Source organism: Nocardia sp. NBC_01388 (assembly GCF_045040085.1).
Lineage (GTDB): Bacteria > Actinomycetota > Actinomycetes > Mycobacteriales > Mycobacteriaceae > Nocardia.
The window spans coordinates 2,506,568-2,526,942 of sequence record NZ_CP109553.1 but is presented as its reverse complement, the minus strand read 5'-3'; the positions used below and the strand labels follow the sequence as shown (position 1 = coordinate 2,526,942).

General features: G+C 65.1%; 21 protein-coding genes and 1 pseudogene. 4 read left to right on the top strand and 18 right to left on the bottom strand.

The genetic code is table 11. From position 1 onward, the window contains the following. Window positions 1-4: 4 nt before the first annotated feature. From OG716_RS12325 to OG716_RS12310, 4 genes are all read right to left on the bottom strand, one after another. Window positions 5-1,042: an MCE family protein gene (locus OG716_RS12325; protein WP_405137766.1), complete on the bottom strand. Its 1,038-nt coding sequence runs from the start codon at window positions 1,040-1,042 to the stop codon at window positions 5-7. Further along, a complete protein-coding gene (locus tag OG716_RS12320; protein WP_405137765.1) occupies window positions 1,039-2,343 on the bottom strand; it encodes an MlaD family protein in 1,305 nt (434 codons plus the stop codon). The genes OG716_RS12325 and OG716_RS12320 overlap by 4 nt, the downstream gene beginning before the upstream one ends. 6 nt (window positions 2,344-2,349) lie before the next feature. Continuing rightward, window positions 2,350-2,487, bottom strand: a complete 138-nt coding sequence (locus tag OG716_RS12315) for a hypothetical protein (protein ID WP_405137764.1) — start codon at window positions 2,485-2,487, stop codon at window positions 2,350-2,352. A 224-nt stretch (window positions 2,488-2,711) separates the two neighbouring features. Beyond that, the gene (locus tag OG716_RS12310) at window positions 2,712-3,005 is read right to left on the bottom strand and encodes an alpha/beta fold hydrolase (protein ID WP_405137763.1); all 294 of its coding nucleotides are present in this window, start codon (window positions 3,003-3,005) and stop codon (window positions 2,712-2,714) included. 179 nt (window positions 3,006-3,184) lie between these two features. On the opposite strand from OG716_RS12310, the gene OG716_RS12305 reads away from it, so the two are divergent. Further along, complete coding sequence (locus OG716_RS12305) at window positions 3,185-3,397, top strand: helix-turn-helix domain-containing protein (RefSeq protein WP_405139649.1); 213 nt, start codon at window positions 3,185-3,187, stop codon at window positions 3,395-3,397. A gap of 289 nt (window positions 3,398-3,686) precedes the next feature. On the opposite strand, the gene OG716_RS12300 is transcribed toward OG716_RS12305, so the two are convergent. The 4 genes from OG716_RS12300 to OG716_RS12285 all read right to left on the bottom strand — a co-directional run bounded on the left by OG716_RS12300 (window position 3,687) and on the right by OG716_RS12285 (window position 8,830). Next, window positions 3,687-3,902, bottom strand: coding sequence for a hypothetical protein (locus OG716_RS12300; protein ID WP_405137762.1), 216 nt, complete (start codon window positions 3,900-3,902; stop codon window positions 3,687-3,689). Window positions 3,903-4,075: 173 nt separating this feature from the next. Beyond that, a complete protein-coding gene (locus OG716_RS12295; protein WP_405137761.1) occupies window positions 4,076-5,848 on the bottom strand; it encodes an acyl-CoA dehydrogenase in 1,773 nt (590 codons plus the stop codon). 674 nt (window positions 5,849-6,522) lie between these two features. Beyond that, on the bottom strand, window positions 6,523-7,776 hold the full coding sequence (locus OG716_RS12290; RefSeq protein ID WP_405137760.1) for a cytochrome P450: 1,254 nt from the start codon (window positions 7,774-7,776) through the stop codon (window positions 6,523-6,525). An 871-nt stretch (window positions 7,777-8,647) separates the two neighbouring features. After that, a complete protein-coding gene (locus tag OG716_RS12285; protein ID WP_405137759.1) occupies window positions 8,648-8,830 on the bottom strand; it encodes a hypothetical protein in 183 nt (60 codons plus the stop codon). A 529-nt stretch (window positions 8,831-9,359) separates the two neighbouring features. Here OG716_RS12285 and OG716_RS12280 point away from each other — a divergent pair. Next, a complete protein-coding gene (locus OG716_RS12280; RefSeq protein ID WP_405137758.1) occupies window positions 9,360-9,590 on the top strand; it encodes a hypothetical protein in 231 nt (76 codons plus the stop codon). Between the two features lie 181 nt (window positions 9,591-9,771). Here OG716_RS12280 and OG716_RS12275 read toward each other — a convergent pair whose 3' ends face one another. Further along, a complete protein-coding gene (locus tag OG716_RS12275; RefSeq protein WP_405137757.1) occupies window positions 9,772-10,170 on the bottom strand; it encodes an HD domain-containing protein in 399 nt (132 codons plus the stop codon). A gap of 34 nt (window positions 10,171-10,204) precedes the next feature. On the opposite strand from OG716_RS12275, the gene OG716_RS12270 reads away from it, so the two are divergent. Together OG716_RS12270 and OG716_RS12265 are read left to right on the top strand one after the other, a co-directional pair. Then, complete coding sequence (locus tag OG716_RS12270; protein ID WP_405137756.1) at window positions 10,205-10,342, top strand: hypothetical protein; 138 nt, start codon at window positions 10,205-10,207, stop codon at window positions 10,340-10,342. Window positions 10,343-10,356: 14 nt separating this feature from the next. Next, the gene (locus OG716_RS12265; protein WP_405137755.1) at window positions 10,357-10,542 is read left to right on the top strand and encodes a cation transporter; all 186 of its coding nucleotides are present in this window, start codon (window positions 10,357-10,359) and stop codon (window positions 10,540-10,542) included. Window positions 10,543-10,571: 29 nt separating this feature from the next. Here OG716_RS12265 and OG716_RS12260 read toward each other — a convergent pair whose 3' ends face one another. The 9 genes and pseudogenes from OG716_RS12260 to OG716_RS12220 form a co-directional block, all read right to left on the bottom strand. Beyond that, window positions 10,572-11,705: an Mrp/NBP35 family ATP-binding protein gene (locus OG716_RS12260; RefSeq protein ID WP_405137754.1), complete on the bottom strand. Its 1,134-nt coding sequence runs from the start codon at window positions 11,703-11,705 to the stop codon at window positions 10,572-10,574. Window positions 11,706-11,755: 50 nt separating this feature from the next. Beyond that, complete coding sequence (locus OG716_RS12255; protein ID WP_405137753.1) at window positions 11,756-13,132, bottom strand: FAD-dependent oxidoreductase; 1,377 nt, start codon at window positions 13,130-13,132, stop codon at window positions 11,756-11,758. After that, the gene (fdxA, locus tag OG716_RS12250; RefSeq protein WP_405137752.1) at window positions 13,129-13,464 is read right to left on the bottom strand and encodes a ferredoxin; all 336 of its coding nucleotides are present in this window, start codon (window positions 13,462-13,464) and stop codon (window positions 13,129-13,131) included. The genes OG716_RS12255 and fdxA overlap by 4 nt, the downstream gene beginning before the upstream one ends. Then, window positions 13,461-14,228, bottom strand: a complete 768-nt coding sequence (locus OG716_RS12245; RefSeq protein WP_405137751.1) for an ABC transporter ATP-binding protein — start codon at window positions 14,226-14,228, stop codon at window positions 13,461-13,463. The genes fdxA and OG716_RS12245 overlap by 4 nt, the downstream gene beginning before the upstream one ends. Next, the gene (locus tag OG716_RS12240) at window positions 14,225-15,097 is read right to left on the bottom strand and encodes an ABC transporter permease (RefSeq protein ID WP_405137750.1); all 873 of its coding nucleotides are present in this window, start codon (window positions 15,095-15,097) and stop codon (window positions 14,225-14,227) included. Before OG716_RS12240 ends, OG716_RS12245 begins: the two co-directional genes overlap by 4 nt. Before the next feature lie 35 nt (window positions 15,098-15,132). Further along, complete coding sequence (locus OG716_RS12235) at window positions 15,133-16,557, bottom strand: ABC transporter substrate-binding protein (RefSeq protein WP_405137749.1); 1,425 nt, start codon at window positions 16,555-16,557, stop codon at window positions 15,133-15,135. 21 nt (window positions 16,558-16,578) lie between these two features. After that, window positions 16,579-16,806, bottom strand: coding sequence for a ferredoxin family protein (locus tag OG716_RS12230; protein WP_405137748.1), 228 nt, complete (start codon window positions 16,804-16,806; stop codon window positions 16,579-16,581). After that, a pseudogene (locus OG716_RS12225) lies at window positions 16,806-19,471 on the bottom strand (fumarate reductase/succinate dehydrogenase flavoprotein subunit). The gene OG716_RS12230 and the pseudogene OG716_RS12225 overlap by 1 nt, the downstream one beginning before the upstream one ends. A gap of 12 nt (window positions 19,472-19,483) precedes the next feature. Then, the gene (locus OG716_RS12220; protein ID WP_405137747.1) at window positions 19,484-20,293 is read right to left on the bottom strand and encodes a GntR family transcriptional regulator; all 810 of its coding nucleotides are present in this window, start codon (window positions 20,291-20,293) and stop codon (window positions 19,484-19,486) included. Between the last annotated feature and the right edge of the window lie 82 nt (window positions 20,294-20,375).

Below are 20,375 nucleotides of genomic sequence, written 5' to 3'. Positions count from 1 at the left end.
TCTTTCACCTGCACTTGGAAGTGTGTTGGGCCGCCCCGCCCGGGGTCACCGCGTCGACTATTTGCGGAATCAGCGGAGTCAGGCCCGGGACCAGAGAGACGGAGATATCGCAGAGGTAGGCATCGACATAGGGCCCTTCCTGCGTCATGCGGGCCATGCCCTTCAATACCAGTGGCAGGTTGAAGCCCAGGTATTCGAACTTGTACTTGTTGTCCAGGAAGTGCTGGGAGTAGCCGGGATTACGGTTCAGGAAGTCGTTCAGCGCGGGCTGGTCGGCGGCCACGATCTGCGAGGCGCGGTCGACCACCGCCGAGATCCGGTCCACCGAATCGAACAGGACCTGCCGGTTGCGGGCCAGTCCCTCGAAGAGCGCGCGGGTCTGCTCGATGACCGTGGTCAAATTCCCGCTCTGCGCAGCGAGGTTCCCGGTGATGTTGGCGAGATTGGTGATAACCCGGCCCAGCACCTCGTCCGGTCCGGCGAAAGCCTCTGCGAGCCGGGTAGTTTCGGCGATCAGGGTGGTGATCGCGCTGTTGTCGCCCTGCAGCGCCTTGATCAGCGCGCCGGTGATGTTGTCGATCGCGGCGTGGTCCAGCGTGCCGAACAGCGGCTCGAATCCGTTGAGCAGCTTGGAGATATCGAACGATGGCTCGGTGTGGCCGACCGGAATCTCGGCGCCGGGCTTCAGGACGGTCGGGTCGTTGTGAACGCCCATGGCCAGCCCGAGATAGCGTTGGCCGATGAGGTTTTGATAGGTCACCGAAGCGGTGGTGTTCCCGGTGATCACCTGGTCGCTTTGTACCTTGAAGCCGACCCGCGCGAGCGCGCCGGAGAGCTGAATGGAATCGACCCTGCCGACCCGGACCCCGGCCATCCGCACGTCGTCGCCCACCCCCAGACCGGAGACGTCGGTGAACATCGCGGAATACCGATTGGTGGCGCCGCTGATGCCGCGTTCGAGGGTGACGATCATGGTCCAGGTGAGCATCACCGAGACGACGAGGAACACTATCAGTACGAGCAACGACCTGCGATAGCTCATCGGCCGCCTCCGTTCGGGTCTGGAACAACGGTGACGCTGGTGCCGCGGGCGAGCGGGCCGAACAGGATGTCGGCGGCGGCATTCGGTTTCCCGCCGAGGATGTCGGCGATCTGCTGCTGCTCCTGCGGGCTACCGACCGGGCCGATCGCGGGGGCCAGCGAGCTCGGTGGATCGAAGTTTCGCGGGTCGAGGCTGGACGGGAGCGACCCGATGGGTGCGGGCGTGTCCGGGTTGCCGCAGTTGGGCCCGGCCAGCGCGCCATATCGGGGGCAGTCCGCGGTGGTGTATTGCCGGTTCGGGGTCAGTTGCACGATGACCTTCGGAGTGATCAGCTGCGTCCCGGGATTCCACAGTTCGTTGAACAGGGTGTTCAGTCTGGTCACCGATGCGCTGATCTGCGGGAAGTGCGCGGCGCCGTCACCGAACGCGCCGAGCGCGGGGGAGATGTTCGTGGTGATGTCGATGAGGCGGTCGGTGTTGTGATCCAGTGCGTCGCCGACGGTTCCGAAGGTGCGCAGACCTCCGGAGAGTAGTGCGGTGAGCTTGGCCCGCTCCTGTGCGAGCGTCTGCATCGGCACGATCGAATGATTCAGAGCGTCGAGCAGATCCGGTGTCGCCGTGCGGATTTCGTGTATCGCCGCAGACAGTGAGTCGAGCGTGGAAGGAGCCTCCTGCACCGACACCACTTGCCGCAGCTGCGTGACGATCTCACGTAGTTGCGCGCCCGCGTTCTCCACAGCGGAGCCGCGTCCCTCGGTGGCCCGCGCGAGCGTTGTCAGCATGCCGACCGCGGTGTCGGCGTCCTCGCGTCCGACCGCTGCAAGGATGCGGTGCAGCTGATCCAGCGAGGTCTGCAGGCGCACGGTCGCCAGGCTGCGATCCTGGGTGATATGCGAGCCCGCCGTCACTGCGGGGCCCGCGCCGTTGTAGACCAGCTGCACCGAGGGCACCGCGAAGACGTTGCTCGGCACTACCCGCGCGGTGACGGTGCGGGGAATCGACTGCGCGAAGTGTGGATCCAATTCGATTCGGACATCGTTCATTTCGGCGCCCGCCGCCGGTGTGACAGCGGTGACGAGGCCGACGCGCACTCCCTGGAATTTCACGTCCGATTTGGGGGGTAGCCCGTCGCCCACATTCGCCATCTCCGCCGTGACCGGCACGGTGCTGCGGAACGTGCCACGCGAGTTCGCGATCATCGTGCCGGCGGCGACAGTGAGGACCAGGGCGAACCCGATTCCGGTGAGCAGCAACCGAAGTCGGGACGGGCCACGGCCGTCGGGATCGAACTGGGTCGACACTGGGATTCACTCACCCTTTCGGCGCGTCGGCCCGAAGTCGGTGAACTCGGAGATCCGCTCCTCGGTCGCCGGATCGAACACCGGAACGGCTTCGCTCCTACTCAGGGGTTTGGGTACCTCGTCCAACAGGGACCGCAGCGTCACCGTGGATCCTCTCTCGGTGCCGAGCCGGCACCACTCGGCGGGTTCTTCTCGTGAACGGCGTGGTCGAGCCCGCGCCACCGGTTCGGCTGTAGATTCGCGGCTCCTCCGCGAGCGAACTGGCATAGAACACCGCTCATACTTTTCGGAATCATCATTACCGTGGAGGAGAATAGCATTTCCGTCATGGATGCGGGCTGAAGTGGTGCTGTCCGGGGTGCCGCCGCTCAGCAGTGAGTCGTGGCGGAGATGGACGTTGGTGTCCGGGGATCCGTCCAGGCCTTCTGGGCCCAATTCGCGGCCAGGAATGTCGACGGTGTAGCCCGACCATGCCGCCCTGGCTGTTTGCCGACCCAGTGCACCGGCCCGACTCTCAGTTGCTCGATGAAGGCTGCATACACCTGCGCCAGCCCGCCCATCGACAGATCATCGGCGTTGCCACTGCAGCCCTGGCCCAGATGGTCGGGACGGATCCCCCGATAGCCCGCCGCCGTATACAAGGAGGTGAGGGTGCCGAACATTCTCGAAGTGAAGAACAGCGAATGCGCTCGACGAACGCCGGGCTCCGGAAAGCACACGGCTGGCGGCGATTTCACGCGACGCGCAGCGTCACATTCAGGCATACTGCGACGACCCGCGGCTGAGCGTGGATTCGCCGGCCGAACATCTTGGCATCACGCGCCGCCAACTCGAGCGCGCAATGCGACTCGCGCAGACCCCCCACGCCTTCCTGCTCAAAACCCGTGTACAGCGCGCCGCCGACCGGCTCACTGATCCCCAGCACAGCAGCAGCAGCACGATCGCCGACATTGCCTGCAGCAGTGGGTTTTCGGCCCTGTCGGTCTTCAACAGGGCCTTCCGCGACCACTACAAGCTCTCCCCGGGCGAACTGCGCCATCGCGCCGCACTCTGACCAGGCGCAGTTTGCCCGACGACTCGGCTCACGACAGCGGCAGTAACACCAACACCGTTGTCCCACTGCACCGATCGCCTGTGTGGTGTGTGCTTCGAGCCGTGTCGCGCCGGTGCCCTCCCAGCTCCGCGGGGTTGCCGAGGCTATTTCCAGCCAACGTCACCACCTTCGAAGGCAAGGGCAATCGATCCAAAGGCGTTCGGCGCGTAACGGCGTCGGAAAGTGTCGTGCGTGCCGGCTTGCTTCGACGAGGGTACAAGCGTGTCGATGACTGCCTCCACGGCGCTGATCATCGAAGATAAGCGATGCATTTGCCGAACGGCAACGCATCCAGCAAAACGCGGCCTGGCAGATGGATCGTGGTCGATGCCCGGTGGTAGCAATGCTGTCCTAGTTTGTCGATCTCGTGAATCGTCGTTCCGATCCCAGAGACATCGCCGGCGTGGGAGCTTCGAAACAGTCTCAGCCCCAACAGTTCAGCAACGTCCTTCGCGTCCTCGTCCACTTGACCATCATCGATGCTGCGCCGTCGTGGCGCCGGGTGGCTCCCGAGTCGGTCCGCGCTGCGTTGGCCTTGAGTTTGCGCAGGCAGATCCGGAGATCGCTCGGTGCGCTTGACGAGCAGTGCCGGATCAGGCGCCAACGCCGGGCGCCCGATCCGGACCTGTCCAGGCGGGACTAGTGGCGCCGTGGATCGTGGCAGCGGGATTCCCATGCAGCAGGTAGATCTTCGGAAAGCACTGGTGCGCCGAGAATCGCATCGTCGAAGCCGAATGAGTCCAGCAGTTGGGGTAGGTGCTCGGCGAGGGTGTCGATGGCGCGGCGCAACTGCTGCTGGATCGACTCGATTGCGTCGATGTCGAGTAGCTGATGCATGAGATACCAGGTGGCGTGCTGATCGAGATAGCTCAGTGCGAAAACGTCCCGTACAGCGGCGATCTCGGCATGCTCGGTGGCCTGTTGGTGGAGTAGTTGCAGCGCCTGTTCGGCGCAGTATGCCTCGGCCAGGGCGAGCGCGTCGGGAATGATCGCCAGCCGTGCCTCGAGTCCCGGTGTCTCCAGGTACGGCTGTGCTTCCTCCACGATCGTCAGAGTGCGAGCGTTGAACAGACTCAAACGGTCGCCGGGGTCGGCGGGATCGTGGATACCCGCTTCGGGCGCCGGCTTGCCGGCGAGGTGTTTGGCCAGCACACGACCGGCCACGGACCCCAGGACGTGGCAGTCGCCCTCACCGGTGATGGCCGCGTGGCAGACCCCGATGTAGTCGGCGACCCGGTTGGCGCTGAACATGCCCTGGGCAGCCATCTTGAGGCGACTGTTCGTCACCGTCTGCAGTGCGTGTGGCTGGATGAAGTGTTTGGCCAGCATCACCGAGACGACGGTGTAGCGGTCGGTGAGATCGCCGCCCGCGAGCGATGTCTTGATTGCATTCCCGTAGATCGTGCGGGCGACGGTACCGGCCAGATCGGTGAGCAAGGTGTCACGCACATGCGGGATTTCGATCATGCGCGGGCTGTCGAACGGTGTGAGCGGCACTGTCCGTTTGGCGGCGTAGCGCAGCGTGATGTAGAGCGAGGCGCGGGCGGTCGCGTTCAGGCAGGACGCGAGGGCCAGTCGGCCCACGGTGAGCTGGCTGATCGCCGAGGCGAATGCCCGTTTTCGACTGTTCTCGTCTCGCCAGGTCAGCGCCCCGCGTTCGTCGATGGTGGCGAGGTCGTTGCTCAGCCAGGCGCTGCGCTCGACCCGGAGATTGTCGAACCTGATGACCGAGTTGTCCATGATCACGAGCGGCTGGTGGTCGAGTTGGGTGATCGTCACTCCGGGTGCGGGTTCTCCGCTGGTGTCTCGCAGCCGTGCGGTGAACAGGTGCACGCCCTGATCGATACCGGCCGAGTCGATGAAGCGGGCACCGACGACGCAGACCCGGGAGACCGGGATGCCGACACTGGGCATGAATTTGCGGGCCTGCGGGTTCGGGGTGGTGATCACGAACCCGTCGCCGTCCCACGTCGCGGTGGTCTGCATAAATTGGATATTGGAGCCGCACCCGAACTCGGTCAGTAGCATGACGCCGATAGCGGAGGCGTCGTCCAGATCAGCCAGATATGGTGCGGCCGAACCTGAATCGGTGAGGGTGGCCAGGCTGCCCGAGGCCAGGTTGTAATGGCCGGAGATCAGCGGAATCAGGTCTGTCGCCAGCACTGCTGACCAGTCGAATACCGCGAAGAGTGCGGGCAGGTCGATTGCGATGTCGCGGGTACTGCCGATCTCCTGGACCAGATGCCGCAACTGGTCGTAGGCGTTCTGCCTGCGCTGTTCCTGGCTTTGTTTCTCGGTGACGAAGTAGTCCGGGTTGCTCAGGATCTTCTGCAACTGCTGGTGGAAATCGAGGCTGCCGTGCCGAAGAAGCTCGGCCAGCGATGTTCTTTCCGCGCGCCCGTGTGTACCCATAACCGCCTCCTACTCATCTACTGTCCCAGCGGTGACTGATCCACCGGTGGGCATACGAGGCCATCGCTGCCGCACTTCGACGCACCGGGTCCGCGGTTACCGCGTGCTCAGCCGGGGCAACGCGCAGACCGGTAGAAGGGGAAGGCGATCACCTGTCACAAGCTCGACGCATCACACCTTTACGTGAGATTCCGTTCGTTCCTGACCGTTGGAGTTCCGCGGTCCGTGCAAGCAAAGTCGGCCTGGCGCAGATCTCGGTGTTCGAGAACCGCGGGCGCGCTGGAGAAGTTCCTGAAGCCACGGCGCCGATCGGGTCGTGTCGGCGGGGCGGGCGTTCTGGTCGTATCGGCCGGGCGGCAGCGTGTAACCGCTGGTGAACCACTATGACGGTCGGGTTGATCCGCGTGATTCGTTGCCACTGTGCAGTCTTCGGCCTTACCTTCACGAATTGTAATGTTACACAAAATGTCTCGCTGCCTGTTGTTAACGTCGCCGCGCCTATCGGGTGATAGCCGCGCGCGGGGTCGGTCTTCGCCGGTGCGGGTGCCATTCTCGGCGACCGGCGGTCACCAGGCGGTCCGCGAAGTGCTGCGGGTAATCGTGCCGCTCGATCGAGATAGCCGGGCAGTGACGCCTGCCCGGCCACCACGGATCCGATGCGCAGGGAGGGGTGCCTACAGAGTGTGAAACGGGCGAGTCGGCGGGAACACGACCGGCAACGCGGTCAGTGCTCGGTGGAACGGGCCGGGCCGCCAGACGAGGTCTTCTTGGGCGACAGCGAGTTTGGCTTCCGGGAGGTAGTCCAGGAGTTGATCGATGACGTCCTGCGCGAGCAGGATCCCGTAGGGCCGGGCGTGTGCGGGGCAGGCGTGATCGCCGGAGCTGAACGCCAGGTTCCAGCCGTTGTCCAGGGAACTGCCGGGGTCCAGGTGCGGATCGGTGTTGCATGCGGTCATGCTGATCACGACCGGTTGATGCGCGGGCAGCCACACATTGTCGATCAGGGTGGGCTGGCGTGGATAGGTGATGCAGTAGTTCGCCATTGGCGGGTCGGTCGCCAGCCTTTCGTCGATGGCATTCCTCGTCGGCAGCGGGATCCCTTGCACGGTGCTGGTGAAGCGGCTGTCGGTCAGCATCAACAGCAAAGTGTTGGCGATGAGGTTCAGTGGCGGTTCGACACCCGCGGCGAACAACAGCACCAGTTGATGCACCATCTCCTCATCGGTAAGCCCCGCGGGATGCTGGACGAGTCTTGTGGTGATGTCATCGGCCGGCTGAGTCCGCTTCAGTGTGGTGAGGTCGAGCAGCGCTTGGCCCATTTGTGCGTTCACCGTTGCCGTGTCGACGCCGTCGAACATCGCGGCACTGGCCGCGGCGACCCGCTCACCGATTTCCGGTGGGCAGCCGAGTATTTGGCAGAACACCGAGAAGACCAATGGGAGCGCGTACTGGCTCAACACGTCTGCGTGTCCGTCTTCGCAGAACGTGTTGACCACACCGGTGGCGGAACTCTCGACCATCGATCGCACCGAGTGCAGGTTGATCCCGGCGAAGGCGTCGGTCAGTGTCTTGCGGTAGCGAGCGTGCTCGGCACCGCTGGTGCGGATGGCGTTGGGCCGGTACTCGACCATCGGCATGATCGGGATACCGGCGGGTACGGTCTTCTGCCAGGTACTCGGATCGGCCGGAAAGCGACTGGAGTCGCCGAGAATACGCACCGCGGTCGTGTATTTGATAACCAGAGTTGCAGGTACTCCCGGCCATATCTCGATCGGCACCAGCGATCCGTAGTCGCTCCGCATCCGGCGGTAGTGCCCGTGGGGATCGGCGGCGAATTCCGGACTGTAGATCGCGATTCGAGGACCGATGTCCTCGATCGGCGAATTCGAGCTGCCGGTAGCACCCTGATGCGTGTGCTGCGAATACACGTGGGTCTCCTTGAAATCGGTTGCGGCAGAATGGTACCCAAGACGGGCTGTGGACGCGCCCGGGATGTGACCGAGGTTCGCCCCTACCGCAAACCCGCGGCGCCGTCAGAATCCCGGGTGAGGTGATCCCTTGGCCAGGCACGCTGCTGACAACCACCGTGGATGTCTGGGCCTGCAATCGTCACAGGCGAATCCGCAGAGTCACAGCCGTCCACTTCCCGTGCGGGCCGGGGCAGTGCGAGTATTCACCGCGCCGCAGGCGCGGTCCGAAGGGAGCAGACAGCGAACATCGCCGTTGCAGAAAGCGCCGACACCCAGTGTGTTTCGGACTCGATCGTGATCAGATATCCCACCCCTGCGCAAGAGGATCTGCCCCGCCTGAACACATATCTGACAGCGCGGGGCTGGGTCGAGTTTGTTCGACAGACTTGAACCCGCCGCGCGCTCTCGATCCCCGGGAGCTGGTCGAGTGCCGGTTCTTCGGTCCATGCGGGCAATCCTGATCTTCCTGCCAGGCCCGCTCCGAGCACGGCTGTGGGCTCAGGCCGCCGGCCGGTTCGCGCGGCGCACATCACCGGTCGGCGCCCGTGCCCGGTTCAGGCGCCGAGGTAAACCGGCAGTGAGCCGTGGCCGTTGGAGGTGAACGAACTGATTGTGCCGAGACCGTCCGGCTCCTTGGCCAGGCGGCACCGGACGGAACGCCTCCGGCAGGCCACCGATCCGCGACGCCTCCGCATACCGAATCCGCGGCCTGCGGCGGTGATGCCGAACCCCGGATCACCGCCCATCCAGGCTGATTCCCTCAGCCCGCGAGTGGACCAAATGATATCTCTACCTGCACAAACGCACCCATGGTGCACGGTCAGCGTGATTATGCCCGGGCCTGCCGCCGGCGGGAGCGCCACGCCAGGCCCGCCCACGACACGATCACGGCGACTGCCACCAGCACGCGCACCAGCTCGAGCGCACTGCGGGGATACAGCACGCCGTGCCGGTGGTGGTTGTGAGCCGGTCGCCCGACGGATCCGGCTCGACGGCCCGTGTGCTCTGCCACGATTGGTCAGGGTCGGCGCACAGCGGGTCATCTGCTGTGCGATGCAGAGGAACTGGGGGCTGAAAGATGCCAGAATTCGGTGGGCCGCGGGCGTTGTTCGAGGTGCCGCAGTTGTACGAGACCTCGATCGTGATGCGGCATCTGGATGGCCAGGAACGAGGGAACACGCGCAGCGATCGACTCGATCCGCACCAAGTTCGGGCGCCTGATGCGCCGCCGGAGCCGCGCAGAAGCTGCCCCGCTGGCAGAACCGGCACCGCCGTCCCTCGAACCTGAAACCGAATCCAGGTCGTCGACACATAGCGCCGCGAAGACGAAACAACCTGACCTGAACAAACTGGCACGGTCGTACCAGGTCGAGCCGCGCCCCGACAGTGATGAGGAGAAGTAGGCGTCACCGCTGCGGGGGAATGCACATTCCTACCGGGGCTTTTGCATCCGAGGATGAACCCGCCGATAAGCCGTCTGCAAGGTTTCGTTGGTGCCGTCCCCGCACGCTGATCTTGTTGCAGACGAAGGGGCTAACACAATGAATGCACTCGAGGCCACCACGGTGATCGGCGGTTCTGTCGCGGCGGCGTTCATCGGGTTCGCAGGGCAGGCGTCCGCGTCGGTGGCGCACGCTTGGTGTCCCCACGTCGATGGCACCAGAACCTTCGAGCGGCAACAGATCCTCTTCTCGACCTCCTTGCTCAGAGACCCGCCGACGAGCGCGGACACCGTTGTGGCGACACCAATGACAAGGCGGGTCCGCGGCTGAGGCCCGCTGACGGCACCCAGGGGTCAGGTAGGCCCAACTGTGCCCATGCCTGGGTGGCAAAAGAATCCGAGACACGAGCACTGTCAAGGGGAAACAGGTCCTGGCTACTGGCGATCTAATCCGACACGATCACGGCGGCCGTCAACAGCACCTGGGTCGCCAACGGCAACCGGACTGTCTGTCAATGCGGCAAACGCTCCAGTGCGCCAACCGATTCGGTGACATGGCACAACAGTTCCTCACGGCTGCGCTCCCACGTACGCTCACCGAGCAGCGAACCCAGAAACGGTGCGGCATCGGATTCTGTACCCGAGGGTGGGCGGCCGTGATGACTGCCGACAACGATCGAATACGACCGTGCGATCTTCACTGGCCATCCGCGCTGCCGCAGAAATCGCTCCAGCGCCACCTGCCCGGGCAGGCCATGCGGCAAGGTCCGACGATTCGCGGGAACGGAGCCGATCCGCAACCCGCACAGGTGCATCCGATCAGCCAGCGCCGGCACCTGGCAGGCGAACGCCGGCGACAACTTCCCGACATCGTGCACCCCCGCCAACCACCGCGGCAAAAACCCGCCCATCATCAACCCCGCCGGGCAGTCCCACCGACATCACATGCTTCGTCCGCGCCGGCAACCACCGACCCTGCCCGCCACCGGCGAGACCCACATCAACCTCGCTGTCCTGCAACCCGGCCGCATGGACTACGCCTGCGGCATGGGTATGTACACCGGCATCATCACCATTGTCTGAAAGGCCCAATTCCTATGACTACCTATGTTTTCCTGGTCGACGGCATGCACTGCGGCAGCTGCGCACTGCTCATCGACGACGCCCTCGATGATCTGGCCGGCGTACGCGGCACGGAAACCTCGAAGAAGACCGGACTTACCCGTGCTGACCTCGATACGACTGTCACCACGCCGATGGTTCGATTGGCGATCGTCCGCTAGTCCTCGGCATCCCGATCGATGGAAGTCGATCAGCGGGGTGTCACGGTAAGCCGCACTCCCACGAGGCCGCGCGGTGCGGGGGTGAGTGCGCGGGCGATATCGTGGAAGACGGTCGCGGCGGGGGATTTCGGAGCCGAGAGGACTATCGGGGAGCCGTGGTCGCTCGCAGCGGAGAATTCGGGGTCGAAGGGAATGCGGCCCAGGAGTGGACAATCCGCGCTCAGGCGGTCGGACAGGCGTTGGCTCACCAGGGTGCCGCCGCCCGCGCCGAACGGTGTTCGGCGAGTGCCGTCGGGGGCGTCGTACCAGGACATGTTCTCAATAACGCCGACCACGTGCTGTTTGGTCTGGGCGGCTACGGCGCCGGCCCTTTCGGCTATCTGGGCGGCGGTGTGCTGCGGCGTCGTGACGACGAGAAGTTCTGCGGTGGGCAGCATTTGGGCCAGTGAGATCGCGATGTCGCCGGTGCCGGGTGGGAGGTCGACGAGTAATACATCCAGGTCGCCCCAGAACACGTCGGTGAGAAATTGCCGCAGGGCTCGGTGCAGCATCGGTCCGCGCCAGACGACGGGTTCGTTGTTATCGACGAACATGCCCATGGAGATGACCTTGATGCCGTGCGCGCTGGGTGGCATGAGCATTCGATCCACCTGGGTGGGACCGGCCCGGAGGCCGAGCATGGCGGGGATCGAGTGGCCGTGGATGTCCGCGTCGAGGATGCCGACGCGGAGGTTCCGTGCGGCGAGCGCGGCGGCCAGGTTGACTGTGACGCTGGACTTTCCGACACCGCCCTTGCCCGAGACGACGCAGTAGACACGGGTGGATGAGCCGGGTTGCGCGAAGGGGATCGATGGTTCGTCGCCGCTGACCTTCTTGCGCAGCGCGGTCCGCTGCTCGTCGGTCATGACGCCGAATTCGATGGTGACCGTGGTGGTTCCCTCGATGGCCAGTATCGCGGCTCGGATATCGCTGGTGATCCGCTCGCGCAACGGGCATGCGGCCACGGTGAGCAGGATCTGCACGCCGATGGCTCCGCCGGGCTCTATGGTAATGGCGCCGACCATGTCGAGTTCGGTGAGGGGACGGTGGATTTCGGGGTCCTCCACCAGACTGAGCGCCTGGCGGACCTGGTCGATGGTGACAAGTTGTGCCGAGGTGAGCATGGGTGACCCGCCTTTCGTGACGGTGAGAATGCGGTGCGCGCCGAGGGCTTTCAGTGCCTGCCGAGGCTCGCCACCACCATGTCGGTGCGCTCGACGACCTTGACGCGCTCCCGGCCTTCGCATGCGCCGAGCTCTCGTTCGTAGGCGTCCAGGCGGTACCAGCCCTGCCACGTCGTGAATGGAACACCCTTGGCCGCGAGGAACGCTGTCACCGAATCTGGATCGGGATCGACTGCGGCTGCCAGTGTTTCGCGGTCGTCGAGCAGACAGGCGACGGTCTCGTTGGCATCGCCCCTGGTGTGGCCGATGAGTCCGATCGGGCCACGTTTGATCCAGCCGGTGACGTACACGCCCGGCAGGTACCGTGCGCTGCCGTGCGCATCCTCGTCGGTCAGTACGCGGCCCGACTCGTTCGGCACCACGCCCGCACGATCATCGAAGGGCAGCTCGGGGATCGGTTGTGACAGATAGCCGACGGCTCGATAGACCGCGGTGACCGGCCAGTCCCGGTATGCTCCGGTGCTTTCGACATTGCCGGTGCCGTCGAGCCGGGTGCGTTCAGTGCGCAGGCCTGTGACCCGGCCGTCCGCTCCGAGTACCTCGGCCGGTGATTCGAAGAAGTGCAGGAACAACTTGTGCGGCCGATCCCCGGGATCACGAATGGCCCACTGCTCCAGCGTGTTCGAAATCATGTCCACTTGTTTGGACTGTCGCCGTGCGGTCTCCGAACCGGCGTCGTAGTCGATGTCCTCGGGGTCGACGATGACCTCGATGGTGGGTGAGTGGTCGAGTTCGCGGAGCTCCAGGGGCGTGAACTTGGCCTGCGCGGGTCCGCGGCGGCCGAAGACATGCACCTCCGCTGCCTTGTTGGTGCGCAATCCGGCGTAGACATTGGGCGGGATCTCGGTCGGCAGCAGTTCGTCGCCGGTCTTCGCGAGCATCCGTGCCACATCCAAGGCGACGTTCCCGACTCCGATCACCGCGACCCGCTCCGCGTCCAGCGGCCAGGTGCGCGGCACATCGGGATGACCGTCGTACCAGGACACGAAGTCGGCGGCGCCATAGCAGCCGTCCAGGTCGATGCCCGGAATATCCAGTGCCCTGTCGGCATTCGCTCCGGTGGAGAAGATCACCGAGTCATAGAAGGTGCGCAGATCGTCCAGGGTGATGTCGGTGCCATAGTCGATATTGCCCAGGAGCCGGACCTGCGGCCGATCCAGGACCTTGTGCAGTGCGGTGATGATCCCCTTGATGCGCGGATGATCCGGTGCGACGCCGTAGCGAATCAGCCCGAACGGTGCGGGCATTCGCTCGTACAGGTCGATGGAGACATCGGCATCGGATTTCATAAGTGCGTCGGCGGCGTAGATGCCTGCCGGCCCGGCGCCGATGATAGCCACGCGCAGTGCGTGTTTCGAGCTGGTCATGGCTGATACGCCTGTACGAAGCCGGTATCCACGCCGATCTCGCCCACTTGTGTAGCGCTGCCCGGAGATCCGAGCGCCTCGGTGCGCCCCGGTAGCGCCTCATCGAAGAATCGGGCATTCTCCGCCACGAATTGCTCTTGCCCGGCCGGGATGTCGGTGTCGAGGTAGATGGCCTCGACCGGGCAGACGGGTTCACAGGCCCCGCAGTCGACGCATTCGGTGGGATGGATGTAGGCCATGCGGCCGCCGGTGTAAATGCAGTCGACCGGGCACTCTTCGACGCAGGCTCGATCCATGATGTCGACACAGGCGGCGCCGATGACGAAAGTCATGATGCTTCCTCGGTGGTTGTGGCCACGAGTTCGGCGGTGTCGCCGAGGGCGGCCAGGATTTCGTAACGGCGGCGGGCGAATTCGGGTTCGAATCGGGCTCCGGGCGCACGCGGATTGTCGATTGTCACAATTCGCTGAATCCGCGCCGGGCGCGGGGTCAGCAAGACGATTCGATCGGCCAACAGCAGGGCTTCGTCGACGTCGTGGGTGACGAACAGGACCGTCGTCTTGTGCTGCTGCCAGACGGTGATGAGCAGGCGTTGCATATCGGCCCGGGTCTGGGCGTCCAGCGCCCCGAACGGTTCGTCCATGAGCAGGACCCGGGGTTCGGTGGCCAGCGTGCGCGCCAGTTGGACGCGCTGACGCATACCGCCGGAGAGGGCCCCCGGCAGGTGCTCGGCGAAGCCGTCGAGGCCGACTTGATGCAGTAGGTCCAATGCCTCGGCCCGGCGGCGGGGGCGGGGCACACCACGCAGCTTCAAGGCGAATTCGACGTTCTTGCGGGCGCTGCGCCAGGGCAGCAGTGCGTCCTCCTGGAAGACCATCGCGCACTGCTCACCGCTGCCGCCGTCGATTTCCGCGGTGCCGCCGACCGGTTCGAGCAATCCGGCCATAGCCCGCAGAATGGTGGATTTGCCGCAGCCGGACGGGCCGAGCAAGACTACGATCTCGCCGGGGGCGACCTCGAGATCGACTTCCGCGGTGAGGCTTTCGCCGTAGGCGATACGAAGTCCGTGCAGCCGCACGGCTGCTCCGGTACTCATCGCACGGCCCGCGGCAGCCAGCGGTTGACCCGGTGCCCGGCCGCTTCGACGAGCCAGGCAGTGGCCCAGCCGAGCACCCCGATGGAGAGCATGCCGACCACGACGCCCGGATAGTCGAGCAGCCCGTAGCACTGCCAGGTGAAGTACCCGATGCCGAACTGCCCGGAGATCATCTCCGCGCTGATGACGCAGATCCACGCGACACCCATGGCTACCGACAGCCCGGAGAAGATCCCGGGCAACGCTCCCGGTAGCGCGATATGGAACAGGACTTCCCACCGCCGCGCACCCAGCGTGCGTGCGGCCTCCTCCCACACTTTCGGCAGTGCGTGCATGGCATGGATGGTGCTGACCGCGACCGGGAAGAAGGCGGCGAAGAAGGTGATGAACACAATGCCCTGCTCCCCGGTCGGGAACAGCAGAATCGCCAAGGGCACCAGGGCGATTGCCGGGATCGGCCGGAATACCTCGAGTACCGGCCGGACCAGTGCGCTCACCATGGCGGACCGTCCGATCGCCATGCCGGTGAGCACGCCCGCGACGGTGGCCAGGCCGAACCCGATCAGGATCCGCCGCATGCTGGAGAGGAGGTTGCTGTAGTAGGCGTGTGTGCCGAGCTGGATGCGGAAGGAGTCGAAAACGTCCGCGGGCGAGGGTATTTTGTCGAAACGCAGCCAGAACACCACGTGATTGGCGGTGAGCAGGTACCACAGCAGTACCAGCCCGGTCAGCGGTGCGGCGGTCAGCAGTGCCGAGCGCAGTCCTCCCGGGAGCGGGATGCGGACCGACCGCCGCGGTGATCGCGGTGTCGTCTCCGGTTCGGAAGATGTCGTCGGGATGAGGGAAATCGGTTCCGCGGAAACCGTCATGTCGAGCCTCCTGAGAGCTATCGGTGCGGTCGCACTTATCTGGCGACCAGGGCCGCCTGGTAGTCGAGAACAGCGCTGCCGGCGTGGCTGCCCGAATAGGCCTGGGCGTCGGCCTTGACCGCGAACGGTCGCAGCCGTTCGTCCGGTCCGCCGGCCGGATCGTTCACCCAGGTCGCGGTGGCGGCGAAGGTACGGGTGCCCGAGGCGGTATCGGGGACGTAGGCGGCGCGGGTATCGCCGCTGTGTGCGGCGATCAGACGCAACAGGCAGGCGGGTGTCCTTGCCACCTGCGTGGTCTTCTCACCCTTGAACCACACCTCCGACGCGGTCGCCGGATTGTCCACCGCGCCACCGCAGACCGAGTCGATCCCGGTCAATGGGTCCGGCGCGGTGGTCGATGCCCGTTGGGTCTCATAGTCCGAGCCATACAGTGCGCGAACATATTTGTCGTTCACGAAATCACCGAGGTTCAGATCCCCGAGGGCGCCGAGGCCCTTCAAAAATGGCTGCAGTTTTCCGAGCGCGTCGACCAGTTGCGGCTTGATGGTCGAATCGAAGTTCACCATCCCATTGGGGCCGTTGTAGAGGTATATGACTTCCGCTGGGATACCGGTGATTTCGGCGACCCGCTCGGCCGCGGCGAGCGGATTGTGGTTGAGGTAGTCGGCGGTCTCGCGCTGTGCGGACAGGAACGCGTTCACGATATCGGGATTGTTCGTGTCGAACCGCTTACCGGCGACGACGGCGTGGAAGGTCGGAATGTTCGCGCTGCCACCGTCATAGAGCAGCCTGGCCTTGCCATCGAAGATCATTTTCTCCGGCCAGGGCACGAACTGCGCCAGCGCCGAAACCTGACCGCCCTGCAGTGCGGATGCGCCGACCGCCGGATCCTGGCCGAGCAGCTTCACATCGTCCAGGGTGAGGCCGGCGCCCGCGAGTCCGGTGGAGAGCATGCCGTGCGCGGCCGAGCCGATACTGGTGGACACCACCTTGCCGCGCAAATCCGCAAGTGTGGCGGCGGGCGAATTCATCGGCACCACCACTTGATTGAGCGAACCGCGCAGGTTGTAACCGGTGACGGCCACGAGCTCGGTTCGGACGTCCTCGTGGTCGTGAGTCTTGGCGCCGTTGACCAGAATCGGGGCGTCGCCCATCGAACCGATATCGACCTGCCCGGCCAGCATCTGCGCCGTCAGTGGGGGACCGGCGGCGAAATCCTTCCACTCGACCTTGTACGTAATGCCCTTGGCTTTACCGATTTCGGCAAGTTTGGCTTCGAAGGTGCCGCGGTCACGCAGCAGCGTCCCGGCGGTGACGGTATTGATGGTCTTGGACTGGTAGCCGATATTGATGGTGACGGTCTTGCCGTCTCCGCTCGCACCGCAGCCGGTGATGGCGGTCGCGGCAGTCGCCGCGCCGAGCAGCAGGGCCAGCGCCCTGCTGATGCGCAATGTCCTCATCGTGATGTCCTTCAACCGTTTTCAGCGCAGCAGGTACGGGATATCGACGGTCACGGCGCCGACCGGGCAGCGCGCGGCGCACGGCCCGCAGTACCAGCATTCGTCGACGTGCATGTACGCCTTGCCGGAGTCGGGGTGGATCGCCAGCGAATCCAGCGGGCACATATCGACGCACAGCGTGCAGCCGTCTATGCATTTGGTTTCGTCGACGGTGACCGGAACATCGATTCGTGCGTTGACCTGGGCCATCAGTTTTCCTTTCGAGAGTTGACAATGCCTATGCGGGCGAAGGCGCGGACATCGGCGTCCGGATCCTCCAGGGCGGATTGGAGGGCGGCGGCGACCTCGGGATGTGCGGCGATGCGCTCGGCCAGCGCGCGGACGGCGGCCTTGCGGACATCGAGGTTCTCATCGGTGACAGCGGGAATCAGGTGCGGGGCAGCGGTTTCCGGATCGGTGACCGACAGCGCGATGGCCGCGCTCTGACGTACCTGCCAGGCCGGGTCGGCCATGGCGGCCGCGGCGACGGCCGCCGCCTCGTCGTCACAGCCGGTGTGGGCGAGGGCGGTGAACGCGGCGGCGCGGACCAGGAGATCGGTGTCCGACGCCAAGCCGATCAGGGTGGCCGCGCCACGTGGATCACCGACCGCCGCAATGCCCTTCGCGACGGCGATGCGTATGAGTGGCGCGGGATCGCCTGCCGCGGTGTCGAGTTCGGCCAGGGCGTCGATCGAGGTGAATCCGCCGACCACCCTGCTGCGCACCTCGATATTCGGATCGGCGAACCAGCCGGCCAGCTCCGCGGCATTACTGCGGCGATGCCGCCACAGCGCCTCGATCGCGGCGGACCGCACCGCGGGCTCGGGGGCGGTGACGCAACCCCGCAGTGCCGCATCGAATTCCGGCCCGGGTATCAGCACCTCGAGCAGTTCGGTCAGCAGCCCGATGGCGGCATGGCGCACCGTCACATCGGCATCGGCCAGCCCCGCCGCGATGAGCGGCGAGGCCGCCGCCCACTCCTCGGTGGTCTCACTGAGCACCGAGAGCGCGGTACGTCGTACCTCCGGATCCGCATCGGTCAGGTACGGCCGCAGCTCATCGAGCTCCGGCCACTCCTCGGCCAGGTCCATCAGCTGGAGCAATCTGGTACTCACCGTCCACCCCAAGCGCCGACCAGTTCCGGTGCGGCGACATCGGCGACGCCGTCGGGCCGCACGAACCCCGGTACCGGCACGATGTACGGCGCGACCGGCCGCGTGGTGAATTCCATCGCCCCCGACTCGCCCCGCAGGAGATTGAGATGGCAGAACCATTCGGCGTCATTGGACTGCGGCCAGTCCGAGCGCTGGTGATAGAGGCCCCAGCGACTTTCGGTGCGCCGCAATGAGGCTCGCGCTGCCATTTCAGCGCAGTCCCGGATGAAGGTGACCTCCGCGCATCGCATCAGCTCGTGCGGGGTCTGCCCACCCATCTGCGAGATATCACCCCGCATGCGCTCGAACGCCTCCAGCCCGAGGGTGAGATAACTCTGCGTCTTGGGTGGCTGCAGATAGTCGTTCACGAAACGGCGCAGCTTGTACTCGACCTGTTGCTGCGGCGGACCGTCCGGATTGCTCAGCGGCCGGTAGATGAGCGCGTGCGCGGCCTCGATCTGGTCTTCGGGCAGTTCGGGATGCGTCGCGCCCCTGGCATATTCGCTCGCGCTCTCGCCCGCGATATCGCCGTAGACGAAGGCGCCGATCATGTAATTGTGCGGAACCAGCGCCATATCGCCCGCCGCGTACAGGCCGGGGACCGTGGTCGCGGCATGCTCGTCGACCCACACCCCCGACGCGGAATGCCCACTGCACAAACCGATCTCGGAGATATGCATTTCGATATCGTGGGTCCGGTAGTCGGTGCCGCGCCCGGCGTGGAAGGTGCCGCGGGTGGGCCGCTCGGTGGTGTGCAGAATGCCTTCGATCTGCTGGATTGTCGCGTCCGGCAGATGACTCAGCTTCAGATAGATGGGCCCGCGCGCACTGTCGAGTTCGCGTTTGACCTCCGCCATCATCTGCCCGGACCAGTAGTCGCAATCGACGAACCGATTGCCCTCGGCATTGACCTGATAGCCGCCGAACGGATTCGCGACATACGCGCACGCGGGGCCGTTGTAATCCTTGATGAGCGGGTTGATCTGGAAGCATTCGATACCCGAGAGTTCGGCGCCGGCGTGATACGCCATCGCATAGCCGTCACCGGCGTTTGTCGGATTCTCGTAGGTGCCGTACAGATAACCACTGGCGGGCAGTCCCAGTCGCCCGCACGCCCCGGTGGCCAGAATGACCGAGCCGGCCGAGATGGTGACGAATTCCCCTGTACGCGTATCGAATCCGACCGCACCGACCGCTCGTCCCGCGACCGTGAGCACCCGCACCGGCATCACCCGATTACTGATGGTCACCTTGGCGCGTACATCGCGAGCCCGTAGCGTGCGATAGAGCACCTTCTTCACATCGCGGCCCTCCGGCATGGGCAGCACATAGCTGCCGGACCGGTGCACCTTGCGCACGGCGTACTCCGCGTGCTCGTCCTTCTCGAACTTGACGCCGTAACTCTCCAGTCGCTGCACCATCTCGAACCCGCGGGTCGCGGTCTGATACACGGTGCGCTGGTTGACGATTCCGTCATTGGCGACGGTGATATCGGCGACGTAGTCCTCCGGGCTGGCCTTACCCGGCACCACCGCGTTATTGACCCCGTCCATACCCATGGCCAGGGCGCCGGAGTGCCGCACATGCGCCTTCTCCAGCAGCAGTACGTTCGCGCCGTGCCGGGCCGCGGTGAGCGCGGCCATGGTGCCTGCGGTGCCGCCCCCGACGACGAGCACATCGCAGCTCAGTTCCCGGCGTTGTGCGGCCGGTGGGATATCCATTGGCATCGGAGATCAGCCCCTTTCCTTCGGTTGCGCCGCACCGCGATTCGGTGCGACCGGTATGCGGTCGAGTCGGCCGGACAGCGAGAACCGGTCCCCGCGATAGCGGACGTATTCCAGGTCGATGGGCCGTCCGGAGTCGGTGTAGGTGAGCCGTTCCAAGAACAGCAGCGGCGCGCCGGAGCGAATCTCGAGTAGTCCGGCGACCGTCGGATCCGCGGCGACGGCCTCGATGGAGACGACGGCGGAACCGAGCGGGAGACCGAGCTCGGTTTCCAGCAGGCCGAATACGTCGCATCCGGTCAGATCCAGTGCCAGCAGCGGTGCGCCGACATCGGCGGTGAGGTAGCTAGCGTCCAGCGAGAGCGGAATCCCGTCGAGATAGCGGATCCGTTCCAGCGCCACCACAGGTGTCGCGGGTTCGAGTTCGAGTCGCTCGGCGACAATGGGTGTCGCGGGGACGACCTCGGCGAGCAGCACCCGATTGACGACACGATCGCTACCGGTCTCGAAGGTTTCGGCCAAGCCGCGCAACCGATCCAGCCCCTGCACCGCTTTGTCCGATACCACGAAGGTGCCCGCACCCGGTACCCGGTCGACGAGGCCCTCATCGCGTAGCAGGGCCAAAGCGTCACGCACGATATTGCGGCTGGTGTCGAAGTCGGCCGCCAGTTGCGATTCCGACGGCAACGGGCGATTGCCGTAGATGCCGCTGCGAATTCGTGCTCGCAGGATGTCTCTAATGCGGCGCGCCGGTGCGGAACGCCTGCCGGTGTTCGGATCCTGGGCCACCGCCCGGGCCGGATACGTTCTGCCTGTCATGTGGCAAATGTTCGGAACAGCGCGTTACGTGCGACGCTTCGCGCAATTACCGACTGGTTACGCCAGTTACGAACCGGGTCGA